The organism is Curtobacterium herbarum (assembly GCF_016907335.1).
GTDB lineage: Bacteria > Actinomycetota > Actinomycetes > Actinomycetales > Microbacteriaceae > Curtobacterium > Curtobacterium herbarum.
This window is the reverse complement of the sequence record NZ_JAFBBT010000001.1, coordinates 2,064,016-2,077,835: the sequence shown is the minus strand read 5'-3', so window position 1 is coordinate 2,077,835 and position 13,820 is coordinate 2,064,016. Positions and strand designations below refer to the sequence as shown.

At 71.7% G+C, this 13,820-nt stretch carries 12 protein-coding genes; 10 read left to right on the top strand and 2 right to left on the bottom strand.

Annotation, left to right across the window (positions count from 1 at the left end; genetic code table 11):
* Positions 1-150: 150 nt before the first annotated feature.
* Positions 151-996, top strand: coding sequence for a DNA repair protein RecO (recO, locus tag JOD51_RS09960; protein WP_204608116.1), 846 nt, complete (start codon positions 151-153; stop codon positions 994-996).
* Entirely contained in the window at positions 993-1,793 is an 801-nt protein-coding gene (locus JOD51_RS09955) for an isoprenyl transferase (RefSeq protein ID WP_204608115.1), read from the top strand. Before recO ends, JOD51_RS09955 begins: the two co-directional genes overlap by 4 nt.
* A gap of 317 nt (positions 1,794-2,110) precedes the next feature.
* Here the strand turns inward: JOD51_RS09955 and JOD51_RS09950 are convergent, their stop codons facing one another.
* Positions 2,111-3,124 (bottom strand): LysR family transcriptional regulator, encoded by a 1,014-nt coding sequence (locus tag JOD51_RS09950; RefSeq protein ID WP_204608114.1) that lies wholly within the window; start codon positions 3,122-3,124, stop codon positions 2,111-2,113.
* A gap of 71 nt (positions 3,125-3,195) precedes the next feature.
* Between JOD51_RS09950 and JOD51_RS09945 the strand changes: the two genes are divergently transcribed.
* The 4 genes from JOD51_RS09945 (at position 3,196) to JOD51_RS09930 (ending at position 6,811) form a co-directional block, all read left to right on the top strand.
* A complete protein-coding gene (locus tag JOD51_RS09945; RefSeq protein ID WP_204608113.1) occupies positions 3,196-4,260 on the top strand; it encodes an aminotransferase class V-fold PLP-dependent enzyme in 1,065 nt (354 codons plus the stop codon).
* Positions 4,261-4,358: 98 nt separating this feature from the next.
* Positions 4,359-5,744: a glycine--tRNA ligase gene (locus tag JOD51_RS09940; RefSeq protein WP_204608112.1), complete on the top strand. Its 1,386-nt coding sequence runs from the start codon at positions 4,359-4,361 to the stop codon at positions 5,742-5,744.
* A gap of 183 nt (positions 5,745-5,927) precedes the next feature.
* Entirely contained in the window at positions 5,928-6,647 is a 720-nt protein-coding gene (locus JOD51_RS09935) for a DsbA family oxidoreductase (RefSeq protein WP_204608111.1), read from the top strand.
* Complete coding sequence (locus tag JOD51_RS09930) at positions 6,644-6,811, top strand: hypothetical protein (protein ID WP_204608110.1); 168 nt, start codon at positions 6,644-6,646, stop codon at positions 6,809-6,811. The genes JOD51_RS09935 and JOD51_RS09930 overlap by 4 nt, the downstream gene beginning before the upstream one ends.
* A gap of 6 nt (positions 6,812-6,817) precedes the next feature.
* Here the strand turns inward: JOD51_RS09930 and JOD51_RS09925 are convergent, their stop codons facing one another.
* Entirely contained in the window at positions 6,818-7,306 is a 489-nt protein-coding gene (locus tag JOD51_RS09925) for an aminoacyl-tRNA deacylase (protein ID WP_204608109.1), read from the bottom strand.
* A gap of 47 nt (positions 7,307-7,353) precedes the next feature.
* Here JOD51_RS09925 and dusB point away from each other — a divergent pair, with 47 nt between their 5' ends.
* The 4 genes from dusB (at position 7,354) to JOD51_RS09905 (ending at position 13,802) form a co-directional block, all read left to right on the top strand.
* A complete protein-coding gene (dusB, locus tag JOD51_RS09920) occupies positions 7,354-8,508 on the top strand; it encodes a tRNA dihydrouridine synthase DusB (RefSeq protein ID WP_204608108.1) in 1,155 nt (384 codons plus the stop codon).
* The gene (locus JOD51_RS09915) at positions 8,505-9,785 is read left to right on the top strand and encodes a deoxyguanosinetriphosphate triphosphohydrolase (RefSeq protein ID WP_204608107.1); all 1,281 of its coding nucleotides are present in this window, start codon (positions 8,505-8,507) and stop codon (positions 9,783-9,785) included. Before dusB ends, JOD51_RS09915 begins: the two co-directional genes overlap by 4 nt.
* Positions 9,786-9,865: 80 nt before the next feature.
* Positions 9,866-11,800: a DNA primase gene (gene dnaG, locus JOD51_RS09910; protein WP_204608106.1), complete on the top strand. Its 1,935-nt coding sequence runs from the start codon at positions 9,866-9,868 to the stop codon at positions 11,798-11,800.
* Between the two features lie 382 nt (positions 11,801-12,182).
* Positions 12,183-13,802, top strand: coding sequence for an ABC transporter substrate-binding protein (locus JOD51_RS09905; RefSeq protein WP_204608105.1), 1,620 nt, complete (start codon positions 12,183-12,185; stop codon positions 13,800-13,802).
* Positions 13,803-13,820: the final 18 nt, after the last annotated feature.

Sequence of the window (13,820 nt, the reverse complement as noted above, 5' to 3'; positions counted from 1 at the left end):
TCCGTCCCATGGCCGCCGCCCTATCTGCGAAACACCGGTGTTCGTCGGTGGAACACCGGCATCGCGCGGTGTTCCGGACGAACACCGGTGTTCTGCAGAGGGGCTGGGGCAGGGGGCCGAGGTGTCGGCGGGGCGGGGGATACTTGAGGCATGCCGCTGTACCGGGACGAGTGCGTCGTGTTGCGCACCCACAAGCTCGGTGAGGCCGACCGCATCGTCACGATGCTCAGCCGGGAGCACGGCAAGATCCGCGCCGTCGCGAAGGGCGTCCGGCGCACCGCGTCGAAGTTCGGCTCGCGGCTCGAACCGTTCATGGTCGTCGACGCCCAGTTCTACGAGGGCCGCTCGCTCGACATCGTCACGCAGGCCGAGTCCCTCGGCGCGTACGGCGCCCGGATCGTCGCCGACTACGGCGCGTACACCGCTGCGAGTGCGATGGTCGAGACCGCCGACCGACTGAGTGAGGCGGACGCGGGGCTGCAGCAGTACCTGCTGCTCGTCGGGGCCCTCCGCTCCCTGTCCCGCGGCGAACACCAGCCGAGCGCGACGCTCGACTCGTACCTGCTCCGCGCGATGAGCATCGCCGGGTGGGCGCCCTCGTTCAGCGACTGCGCGGTCACCGGGGAGCCCGGGCCGCACTCGGCGTTCGTCGTGCAGCTCGGTGGGGTCGTGGCGGACTCGGCCGCGCCTCCCGGCACGCCGCGGTTGGACCCGGCGACGCTCGCCGTCCTCGGGCAGCTGCTGGCGGGGGACTGGGGCAGCGTCGACGTGACCGACGAGCGGACGAGATCGCGGGCCTCCGGCGTGGTCGCGGCGTACGCGCAGTGGCACCTGGAACGATCGCTCCGTTCGTTGCCGCACGTCGACCGCACCGAGCACCCCTCGCCCCTCGCTCCGCACCCCGGTGGTGTGCCGGCGGCGGTCGCAGCGGTGCCGGCGCCCGCCGTGCCGACGCCGGACGACCACGACCCCGCCCTCGGAGGAACCCGCGCATGAGCCCTCGCCGTCCCGCTGCCGAAGCGGCTCCGTTCCTGCCCCTGGACTGGACCGGCGAGCAGCCCCCGGCGATCCCGAAGCGGTTCGTGCCCGGCCACGTGGCGATCGTGATGGACGGCAACGGCCGATGGGCGAACCAGCGTGGTCTCACCCGGATCGAGGGGCACAAGGCGGGCGAGGCATCGCTGCTCGACGTCGTCGCCGGCGCGATCCAGATCGGTGTCACGCACGTCTCCGCCTACGCGTTCTCGACCGAGAACTGGAAGCGCTCACCCGAAGAGGTCCGGTTCCTCATGGGCTTCAACCGCGACGTCATCCGCCGCCGCCGCGACCAGCTGAACGAGTGGGGCGTGCGGGTCCGCTGGGCCGGGCGCACCCCGAAGCTCTGGCGCAGTGTCATCGACGAGCTGCAGACCGCCGAGGAGATGACGGCCGACAACGACGTCCTGACCCTGACGATGTGCGTCAACTACGGCGGGCGGAACGAGATCGCCGACGCGGTGCGGTCCATCGCGGACGACGTCGCCGCGGGCCGCCTGAAGCCGAGCCAGGTGACCGAGAAGACCCTGGCGAAGCGGCTGTACGTGCCCGAGCTGCCGGACGTCGACCTGTTCCTCCGGAGCTCGGGGGAACAGCGGACGAGCAACTTCCTGCTGTGGCAGTCGGCGTACGCCGAGATGGTGTTCCTCGACCGGCTCTGGCCGGACTTCCGACGCTCCGACCTGTGGGGGGCGATCGAGGAGTACGCCAGCCGCGACCGTCGCTACGGCGGCGCCGTCGACACGCCGACCGCCTAGCGCGGCGGCGGGGCGCGCCCGGCGCGTGCCGTGCGGGGCCGTGCGGGGCCGAGGCTCGGCCTGGCGGACATGTTGCGCCGTTCGGGCGCCGCAATGTGTCCGCTCAGCCGAGGCTCGGCGCGCGCCCGATGCCGGCCGGCGCGGCGGGCCGCGCGGCGGGCGGGGCCGCCGGCCGCGCCCGGCGGGGCCGCCGGCGCGCGCCGTGCGGGGCCGAGGCTCGGCCTGGCGGACATGTTGCGCCGTTCCGGCGCCGCAATGTGTCCGCTCAGCCGAGGCTCGGCGCTGGCCGGCCGGCCTGCGCCGCGGCCGCGGCCGCGTCAGGCGAGCAGGTGGGCGGCGGAGCGCACCGCGTCGAGCGCGGCGCGGACACTCGGCACGCGGTCGGCACCGCGGGCGACGACGACCTCGACGCGGCGGGCCAGGTCGTCGTCCACGGGGTCGATCGCGACCCCGGCGGGGATGACCGTCGTCGCGAGGGCCAGCCGGGGGAGCAGCGCCACTCCGAGTCCGGCGGCGACGAGCCCCACCACCGCGGCCGCGTTGTCCGTCTCGAGGACGATGTCCGGCGTGAACCCCGCACTCGCGCACGAGGCGAGCAGGTGCCCTCGGCAGCGCGGACACCCACCGATCCACCGGGCATCGCGGTGGGACGCGAGGTCCACGACGGTGGAGCCGGCGGGGCGGACCGGAGTCGGGCCTCCCGGTCGGTCGGCACCGACGCGCTGGCCAGTGCCGACCGGCTGGCCAGCACCGACGGGCTGGCCAGCACCGACGGGCTGGCCGGCACCGACCGGCGTGACCAGCGCGAGCGGATCGCGACCGAGCGCCCGGGTGACGAGCCCCGGGTCCGGGACGGCCCCGACCTCGTCGCCGACGTAGGTGAAGGTGAGGGCGACGTCGACCTCGCCACCGCGCAGCAGGTCGAGCGCCTCGGGAGGCTCGACCTCCACGTACGAGGTCGTCACCCCCGGCGCCGTGGCGGCGAGCCGGGCGAGCACCGCGGGCACGAGGGCCGAGGACGCGCTCGGGAACCCGGCGAGCCGGACACGCCCACGGGTGAGTCCGCCGACGGCGTCGAGGTCCTCGCGCGCCGCGGTCAGCGCGGCCTGCACGTGCAGGGCGTGGTCGGCGAGCACCTGTCCGGCGTGCGTGAGTGTCGCACCACGTCCGCCCCGCAGGACCAGGGCGTGCCCGAGCCGCTGTTCGGCCCGGGTCAGGAGCTGGCTGACGGCCGGTTGGCTCGACCCGAGCGCGGCGGCCGCCCGGGTGATCGACCCGCTGTCGGCGACGGCACGCAGGACCCTGAGCAGCTGCGGGTCGATGTCGTCCATCACACGATGTTACCGGTGGCACAACGAACCTGCTCTGGCGTGATGGCCCGAGCGGCGGGACCCTGTCGGACATGGACACGTTCCCCGCCGGCCGCGGCTACCTCGCGGCGTGCACCGCCGGCCTCCCGTCGCACGCCACGCTCGCCGCGCAGCGCGCCGACCTCGACGCGTGGTCCCGCGGCGAGTCCTCACCCGCGCACTACGGTGCCCTCGTCGAGGAGGGGCGCGCGCTCTTCGCCGACCTGGTCGGCGTGCCGGCAGCGCAGGTCGCGACCGGCTCCCAGACCTCGGTGATGGCCGCCGTCGTCGCCGACGCCCTGCCCGACGGCGCCGAGGTGGTCGTCCCCGACGGCGACTTCAGCTCCGTCGTGTTCCCGTTCCTGGCGCAGGCGCACCGCGGCGTCCGCGTCCGGAGCGTCCCCCTCGCCGAGCTCGCCGCCTCGATCGGCCCCGACACCGCACTCGTCGCCTGGTCCGTCGTGCAGTCCGCCACCGGCACGGTCACCGACCCGGCACCCGTCCTCGCCGCGGCACGACGGGTCGGCGCGCTGACGCTCTGCGACCTGACCCAGGCCGCCGGCGTCCTGCCCGTGTCCGCCGCGCCCTTCGACATCACGATCACGCACACCTACAAGTGGCTCTGCGCACCCCGCGGCGTCGCGTTCATGACGCTCTCCGACACCGCGCTCGGCCGCCTCCGCCCCGTCCAGGCCGGGTGGTACGCGGGCGAGGACGTCTGGTCCTCCTGCTACGGCCCCGCCATGCACCTGGCCGACGACGCCCGCCGCTTCGACGTCTCCCCGGCCTGGCAGGCGTGGCCGGGGGCGGTCGCCGCGCTCCGGCACGCCGCCTCGCTCGACGCGCACACGACCTGGAGGCACGCCACCGGACTCGCAGACCGGCTCTGCGACGCGCTCGGGTCACCGCGGCAGGGGCTCGCCACCGGTGGGCAGGCGATCGTCACCTTCCCGGACGCCGACGGCACCGGACTGCGGGCACTCACCGCGGCGGGCATCACCGCGTCGGGGCGGGCCGGGCGCCTGCGGATCGCGTTCCACCTCTGGAACGACGCGGACGACGTGACCGACGTGGCGGCGGCGCTGGCGGGGGTGGAGCCGGGCGCGTCGCGGCGGTGAGCGAGCGGGCGGCGGTGGGTCGGGCCTCCCGGGCCGCTAGCATTGCCGGGTCCGACCGCACACCGAGCACCCAGCTCGGCGAACTCAGGAGCACCTCAGTGGCACAGCCCTCCCGTCTCGACAGCGTCATCGCCCTGGCCAAGCGCCGTGGGTTCGTCTTCCAGTCGGGGGAGATCTACGGCGGATCCCGCTCCGCCTGGGACTACGGGCCCCTCGGCGTCGAGCTCAAGGAGAACATCAAGCGCCAGTGGTGGCAGCGGTTCGTCCGCGGCCGTGGCGACATGGTGGGCCTGGACTCCGCCGTCATCCTGCCCCGCAAGGTGTGGGAGGCCTCCGGCCACGTCGCCACGTTCACCGACCCGCTCGTGGAGTGCCTGCACTGCCACCACCGCTTCCGCGAGGACCACCTGGTCGAGGCGTTCCAGGCCAAGAAGGGCCGCGGTCCCGAGGGCGGCATGGCCGAGATCGCCTGCCCGAACTGCGGCACCCGCGGCGAGTGGACCGAGCCCCGCGAGTTCAGCGGCATGCTCAAGACCTACCTCGGCCCGGTCGAGTCGGAAGAGGGCCTGAACTTCCTGCGACCCGAGACGGCGCAGGGCATCTTCGTCGACTTCGCGCAGGTCGTCACGACCAGCCGCATGAAGCCCCCGTTCGGCATCGGTCAGGTCGGCAAGGCCTTCCGCAACGAGATCACACCCGGCAACTTCATCTTCCGGACCCGCGAGTTCGAGCAGATGGAGATCGAGTACTTCGTGCCGCCGGCCTCGGCCGAGGAGCACTACGAGCAGTGGATCGCCGACGCCGTCGCGTTCTACACCGATCTCGGCATCGACCCGGAGAACCTGCGTCGCTTCGACGTGCCGGACGGCGAGCGTGCGCACTACTCCGACGCGACCGCCGACATCGAGTACCGCTTCGGGTTCGCCGGCACCGAGTGGGGCGAGCTCATGGGTGTCGCGAACCGCACCGACTTCGACCTGAAGAACCACATCGAGGCGTCGGGGCAGGACCTGCGGTACTTCGACCAGGCTGCGAACGAGAAGTACGTGCCGTACGTCATCGAGCCGTCGTTCGGTCTCACCCGTGCGCTGATGGCGTTCCTGCTCGACTCGTACCACGAGGACGAGGCCCCGAACGCGAAGGGCGGCGTCGACAAGCGCACCGTCCTGCGCCTCGACCCGCGCCTGGCGCCCGTGAAGGCCGCGGTCCTGCCGCTGTCCCGCAACGAGCAGCTCTCGCCCGTCGCCCGTGGCCTGGCTGACGACCTGCGCAAGAACTGGAACGTGGACTTCGACGACGCTGGTGCGATCGGTCGTCGCTACCGTCGCCACGACGAGATCGGCACCCCGTTCTGCATCACGGTGGACTTCGACACGCTCGAGGACAAGGCCGTCACCGTCCGCGAGCGCGACACCATGGGCCAGGAGCGCGTGTCGCTCGACCGCCTGCAGGGCTTCCTGGCCGAGCGGCTGCTCGGCGCGTAGCGCGCGCGAGGCCGGGCTGGCTGGCCGGCGGGTCCGGCTGGCGCCGACCGGACCCGCACAACAGAAACCGCCCCGAACCACGGGATCCCGTGGTTCGGGGCGGTTTCCGTTGTGCCCAGCCGGACGACACCGACCCGCGGCGGGGCGCGGGAATGTCGGGACCGCGTCCGCGTTGGGGTCAGCATGAACGACTCCGTGAAGGTCGATGTCTGGTCGGACATCGCCTGCCCCTGGTGCTACATCGGCAAGCGCAAGTTCGAGGCGGGCGTCTCCGCGTTCGGCGGCCCGGTCGAGGTCGAGTACCACTCCTTCGAACTGAGCCCGGACACCCCCGTCGACTTCGAGGGCACCGAAGCCGAGTTCCTGTCGCAGCACAAGGGCCTGCCGGTCGAGCAGGCGCAGCAGATGATCGACCAGGTCGCCGGCATCGCCGCCCAGGTCGACCTGCACTACGACTACGACGCCCTCCGTCACACCAACACGGTCAAGGCGCACCAGGTCATCCACCTCGCCAAGCAGCACGGCAAGCAGCTCGAGATGGTCGAGCGCCTCTTCGCCGCCTACTTCGAGCGCGGTGAGCACGTCGGGCAGGACGACTCGCTGGCCGACCTGGCCGCCGAGGTCGGGATCGACCGCGACGAGGTCCTCGCCACCCTCCGTGACGACAGCCAGCTCGCCGCGGTCCGCGCCGACCAGTCCCAGGCGCAGGCGTACGGGATCAACGGCGTGCCGTTCTTCGTCATCGACGGCAAGTACGGCGTCTCCGGCGCGCAGGACCCGGCCGCGTTCGAGCAGGTCCTCCGCCAGGTGGTCGCCCTCCGCGAGTCGACCCCGCAGGAGGTCGCCGAGGCCACCCAGCGTGCCGAGGACGACGCGGCAGCGGACGCCGGGGTGACCCGGTGACGGGCGCGACGGCTCCCGTGGGTGGTGGGTCGGGCCTCCCGGCCGGAGCGGAGGCGCGACCCGCCCTCCTGACGCTCGTCACCCCCGGCGGTGCGCCGGTCTGCGAGGGCGACTCGTGCTTCGTGCCGGGCGCCGAGGGCGACTGGTCCGAGGTCCCCGACTGACCGCGGTCAGGGGCGGGTCGGCTCCTCGTCGGTGATGTCGGCGACCGTCGCGTCGTAGGCGGCGACGAGCGCGTCGCCGTCGACGAAGGCGCTCGCACCGTGTCGGCCGGCGCCGAGGGCGACCCGTCGCCCGAGCACCCGCTCGTCGGCGAACACCGGCAGGTCACCCGTCGCGCCGATCGGCGTGATGGTGCCCCGCTCGTAGCCGCTGGCCTCGAGCGCGGTGGCCGCGTCGGGCATCGACAGCTTGTTCACGCCGACGACCGTGCGGAGCTTCTTCCAGGCGATGCTCCGGCCGCCGGGGACGAGCGCCAGCAGGAACCCACCGTCGTGGCGCTTGACCACCAGGGTCTTGACGACGTCACCCGGGTCGATGCCGAGCAGGGTCGCGGCGGCCTCGAGCGAGTCGGCGGCGGGACGCTCGACGACCTGCACCTCGAGCCCGCGGGCGGCGGCATCGGAGTCGAAGCGGGTGACGGCATCCGGAACGGTCATGTGGAGAACGCTACCGGCGGCCGACGACGTGGGAGAATGACGAACGTATGACGATCACACAAGCTGCAGCAGCACCGCTGCGCATCGGCCCGATCCAGGTCGATGCGCCCGTCGTGCTCGCCCCGATGGCCGGCATCACGAACATGGCGTACCGCCGCCTCTGCCGTGAGTACGGCGCCGGGCTGTACGTGTGCGAGATGATCACCTCCCGCGCCCTGGTCGAGCGGACGCCCGAGTCGATGCGACTCATCCGGCACCACGAGTCCGAGACCCCGCGGTCGATCCAGCTGTACGGCGTCGAACCGAACACCGTCGCCGAAGCCGCCACGATCCTGGTCGGCGAAGACCGTGCGGACCACATCGACCTGAACTTCGGGTGCCCGGTGCCGAAGGTCACGCGGAAGGGCGGCGGTGCGGCGCTGCCGTGGAAGCTCGACCTGTTCCGCGACCTCGTCACGAAGACCGTCCAGGCCGCGGGTGACGTCCCGGTCACCGTGAAGATGCGCAAGGGCATCGACGGCGACCACCTGACCTACCTCGACGCCGCCCGCATCGCGCGGGACGCCGGTGTCGCGAGCGTCGCCCTGCACGCCCGGACCGCCAACGAGCACTACTCGGGGCAGGCCGACTGGTCGGCGATCGCGACCCTCAAGGAGACGATCACCGACATCCCGGTCCTCGGCAACGGGGACATCTGGTCCGCCGCCGACGCCCTGCGCATGGTCGACGAGACCGGCTGCGACGGCGTGGTCGTCGGGCGCGGCTGCCTGGGCCGTCCGTGGCTCTTCGGCGACCTGGCCGCGGCGTTCCGTGGCGAGGACCTCCGGGCCGCCCCGGGCCTCGGCGAGGTCGCGGTCGCGTTCCGCCGGCACGCCGAACTGCTCGTCGAGTTCTTCGAGTCGGAAGAGCACGGCTGCCGGGACATCCGGAAGCACGTGGCCTGGTACTTCAAGGGGTACCCGATCGGGGGCGAGGTCCGCTCCGGTCTCGCGATGGCCTCGAGCCTGCAGGAGATCGACGACCTGCTCGGCCAGCTCGACTGGAGCGCGCCCTACCCGGGTGCCGACGTCGAGGGCCCCCGTGGTCGGGCCGGTCATGCCAAGCGGACCGCGCTGCCGGACCGCTGGCTCGAGAGCCGTGACGTCGACTCGGAGTTCCGCAAGGTCCTGGCCGCCGCCGAGATGCACCACAGCGGCGGATGAGCGCCACCTCGTCGTACGGTCCGGCCGACGCTGACCGCTGGTTCCCCGAGCAGCACGGCAGCCGGCGGAGCGACTTCGCGCGCGACCGCGCCCGACTGCTGCACTCCAGCGCGCTCCGACGCCTGGCCGCGAAGACGCAGGTGCTCAGCCCGACCACCGGCCTGGACTTCGCCCGCAACCGTCTGACGCACTCGCTCGAGGTCGCGCAGGTGGGGCGCGAGCTCGCCGACAGCCTGGGCCTCGACCCGGACGTCGTCGACACCGCCTGCCTGGCGCACGACATCGGGCACCCGCCGTTCGGGCACAACGGCGAGACCGCGGTGAACGCCTGGGCGGTCGGCATCGGCGGGTTCGAGGGCAACGCCCAGACCCTGCGGCTGCTCACCCGGCTCGAGCCGAAGGTGTACGGCGACGACGGCCGCGCGTACGGGCTCAACCTGACCCGCGCTTCCCTCGACGCCAGCTGCAAGTACCCGTGGCCGGCGTCCCAGGGTGTCGGGGAGGCCTCCTCCGGCCGCACGAAGTTCGGCTTCTACGACGACGACCACGAGGCGTTTGCCTGGCTCCGCGCCGGTGCACCCCGTCGGCAGCGCTGCATCGAGGCCCAGGTGATGGACCTGTCCGACGACATCGCGTACTCGGTGCACGACTTCGAGGACGCCGTCGTCGCCGGCTTCATCGACGTCGCCGCCCTGGGGGACCGCGTCGGCGAGAACGACATCGTCACCGCGATGCACGCGTGGGTCGGCGACGACCTGAGCCGCGACGAACTGCTCGAGGCGTTCGACCGGCTGCGTGGGATGTCGCTCTGGATGACCGCGTACGACGGGTCCCGGCAGGACCAGGCCCGACTGAAGAACCTGACGAGCCAGCTCATCGGCCGCTTCGCCCGGACCGCGACGACCGCCACCCGTGACTCCTACGCGTCCGGGTCCCTGGTCCGGTTCGCCGCGAGCGTCGTCACCCCGCCGGAGATCATCGGCGAGATCGCGGTCCTCAAGGGCATCGTGGCCGCGTTCGTCATGACCCAGGGCGACCGGCAGCCCGTCTACGAGGACCAGCGCCGCATCCTGACCGAGCTGCTCGACGCGGTCGCCGAGCGCGAGGACACGGCGCTCGAGCCCGGCTTCGCGGCGGACTGGCGTGCGGCCGGCGACGACGCCGGACGGATCCGGGCCGTCGTCGACCAGGTCGCGAGCCTCACCGACCAGGGGGCCATCGCCTGGCACAAGCGCCTGGTCGTGGGGGAGCGGGAGTCCGTCCACATCGCGGTCTGAGCACGACCGGCGACGGAACGCTCGGTGTCCACCGTCCACAGGCGTCCGCTGACGTCGGCACACCGAACTAGAATCGTCGGGTGGCAGGACTGATCGCGCGGAACGACATCGACGAGGTCCGCGCGCGCGTGAACATCGCCGACGTGGTGGGCGACTACGTCACCCTGAAGTCCGCGGGCGTCGGCTCGCTGAAGGGCCTCTGCCCGTTCCACGACGAGCGCACCCCGTCGTTCCACGTCCGCCCCCAGGTCGGTCGGTACCACTGCTTCGGCTGCGGTGAGGACGGTGACGTCTTCAGCTTCCTGATGTCGCAGGAGCACACCACCTTCCAGGAAGCCGTCGAGCGGATGGCCGCGAAGATCGGCTTCACGCTCCACTACGAAGAGGGCGACGGCCCCCGCACCGACTACAACGCGCGCGCCCGGCTGATCGCCGCGAACGAGGCCGCGCAGGCGTTCTTCACCGCGCAGCTGACCACGGCCGCGGCCGAGCCGGCACGGCAGTTCCTGGGGGAGCGCGGCTTCGACCCGGCCGCCGCGCAGCACTTCGGCGTCGGGTTCGCCCCGAAGTCGTTCGACGCGCTCAAGGACCACCTGCGGGGGCTGCGGTTCAGCATCGACGAGATCGTCGCCGCCGGCCTGGTCAGCCAGGGAGACCGCTCGCCGTACGACCGGTTCCGCGGCCGCCTGATGTGGCCGATCCGCGACGTCACCGGGGCGACGATCGGGTTCGGCGCCCGGCGTCTGCTCGAGGACGACAAGGGCCCGAAGTACCTCAACACGCCGGAGACCCCGATCTACCACAAGAGCCAGGTGCTCTACGGCCTCGACCTGGCCCGCAAGGAGATCGCGAAGGGCAAGCAGGTCGTCATCGTCGAGGGCTACACCGACGTGATGGCGTGCCACCTGGCCGGCATCACGACCGCGGTGGCCACGTGTGGCACGTCGTTCGGCGTCGATCACATCAAGGTCCTGCGTCCGATGCTCGGTGACTCCGCCGGACAGCACGTCTCGCAGCTCGGCCAGATCGTCTTCACGTTCGACCCGGACGAGGCCGGGCAGCGCGCCGCCTCCCGAGCGTTCGCCGAGGAGCAGCGATTCGCGTCGCAGACGTACGTCGCGGTCGCCCCGGGCGGGCTCGACCCGTGCGACCTGCGGCTCGCCCGCGGCGACGACGCGATCCGCCGGCTGGTCGAGAACCGTCGGCCGATGTTCGAGTTCATGATCCGTCGACGGCTCGACGGCCACGACCTGGACACGGTCGAGGGGCGGGTCGGCGGGCTCCGCGAGTGCGCGCCGGTCATCGCGGACATCCGCGACCGCGCACTCGCCGACGGCTACATCCGCAACACCGCCGGGTGGCTCGGCATGGACATCGAGGACGTCCGTCGTGCGGTCGCCTCGGTCCGTCGTCGCCCGTCCGACGGTGGCCAGGGCGCCCGGAACGGAGGCCCGTCCGGCGCCGGGCAGAACGGTCGCGGCACCGGGACCAACGGATCCGGGGATGGCTCGGGCGTGCCCGAGGAACCGCAGGCGAGCCTCCGGTCCCTGCCGGACGACCCGATCGCCCGGATGGAGCGCGACGCCGTGATGGCGATGGTGCAGCAGCCGCAGTCGGTGGGCGTCCCCTTGCTCGCGCTGGCAGCGTCGGCGACGTTCTCGGCGCGGATGCTCTCGGTGGTCCGTGATGCCGTCGTGGCGAACATCGACGCGGTGGGGGACCGGGCGTGGCTCGACAAGCTCCTGGCCGACGTCCCCGCGCCGTTCCGGTCGCTCGTGCAGGAACTCGCACTCGCACCGATCCCCGCGCGGTCGGACGAAGACCTGGCGATCTACTGCCGTGGCATCGTCGTGGCCCTGGTCGAGCGTGACCTGCTCGCGCGGAAGGCCTCGCTGCTCGGACAGTTGCAGCGCACCGATCCGTCCGACCAGGAGCGTCGGGCGGATGTGCAGCGCCAGTTGATGGACCTCGACGCACAGCGGATGCGGCTCCGCGCGGACACCCCCGGCGCCTGAGCGCACCGCCCGGCGCCTGCGCGCACCGCGCCGTCGGCGCCTGAGCGCACCGCGCCGTCTGGGCCCGCCGCCTGACCTGCCGTCTGGCCCCGTCGTCCGGCGGGGCGGGCGACAGACGCCCCTCCGACCGCCGCGGAACCGAGGAGTTGCTGGACGCAACAGTTCTCGGCAGGGCGCAAGGAAGCTGCGCGCCGCGCCGGGCACACTGCCCTCGATCATGCGCTCGCAGACGCGATCCTGCGTTACAGCGGTGTAAACAATCAGCCCCCGACGGCTCCCGATGTCTGGCAGGGTGTGACCATTGAACGTCCCTGCGACCGGTCACAGCCCGTTCCACTCGGTCCCAGGACTCTTGCAACCACATTCAGAGAGGCAATCGGACATGGCATCCGTTTCCACATGGGGCAAGCGCACCCTCGCACTCGGCGCCGGCGCCGCTGCGACCGCGCTCGTGCTCACCGGCTGCGCAGGCGGCACCAGCGGTGGCTCCGGCGACCTCAACGGCCTGATCATCGGCACGACCGACAAGATCACCTCGCTCGACCCGGCCGGCTCGTACGACAACGGCTCGTTCGCCGTGCAGAACCAGGTGTTCCCGTTCCTCATGAACACCCCGACGGGCAGCCCGGACGTCGAGCCGGACATCGCCACGAAGGCGGAGTTCACCAGCCCGACGACGTACGAGGTGACCCTGAAGAAGGGGCTCGAGTTCGCGAACGGCAACAAGCTCACCTCGAGCGACGTCAAGTTCTCGTTCGAGCGCGACCTGAAGATCAAGAACGACAACGGCCCCTGGTCGCTGCTCGCGAACCTCAAGAGCATCGACACCCCGGACGCCACGACGGTCGTCTTCAACCTCGACCACGCCGACCAGACCTGGCCGCAGGTGCTCTCGAGCCCCGCCGGTCCGATCGTCGACGAGGACGTCTTCTCGGCGACGAAGCTCACCAGCGCCGCCGACATCGTCAAGGGCAACGCGTTCGCCGGTCAGTACAAGATCACCTCCTACAAGGAGAACGACCTGATCGCGTACGCGGCGAACGACAAGTACGACGGTGTCCTCGACAAGGCGAAGACCAAGGACGTCACCGCCCAGTACTTCACCAAGGAGACCGACCTGAAGCTCGCGGTCCAGAAGGGCGACGTCGACGTGGCGTACCGCTCCCTGACCCCGACCGACATCTCGTCGCTCCGCAAGGACTCCAAGCTGCAGGTCATCGACGGCCCCGGCGGCGAGATCCGCTACGTCGTCTTCAACTTCAAGACGCAGCCCTTCGGCACCGGCCAGTCGGATGCCGACGAGGCGAAGGCCCTGGCCGTGCGCCAGGCCGTCGCGGACGTCGTCGACCGCGACGAGCTCGCCAAGGAGGTCTACAACGACACCTACACGCCCGTGTACTCGATGGTGCCGGACGGCCTGACCGGTGCGGCGACGCCGTTCAAGACGCTCTACGGTGACGGCAACGGTGCGCCGGACCTCGACAAGGCCAAGCAGACGCTCAAGGACGCCGGCGTCTCGGGCAAGATCGAGCTCGACATCCAGTACTCGCCGGACCACTACGGCTCGGCCTCGGACGACGAGTACGCCACGCTGAAGACCCAGCTCGAGAAGTCGGGCCTGTTCACCGTGAACATCCAGTCCACGGTCTACACGACCTACGCGGTCGAGCGCACGAAGGACGCCTACCCGCTGTACCAGCTCGGGTGGTTCCCGGACTTCTCGGACGCCGACAACTACCTCTCGCCGTTCTTCACGAAGGACAACTTCGTGCAGAACCACTACGACGACCCGACCATCCAGGGTCTGATCGCCGACGAGCAGGAGGAGTCCGACAAGGACAAGCGCGCCGGGATCATCGAGAAGGCCCAGCAGCGTGAGGCCGAGCAGATCTCGACCCTCCCGCTCCTGCAGGGCAAGTCGGTCGCCGTGGCCGGCAAGGACGTCAAGGGTGTCACCCTCGACGCGTCCTTCAAGTTCCGCTACGGGACCATCACCAAGTAACCAGACGCACGGCAGGGG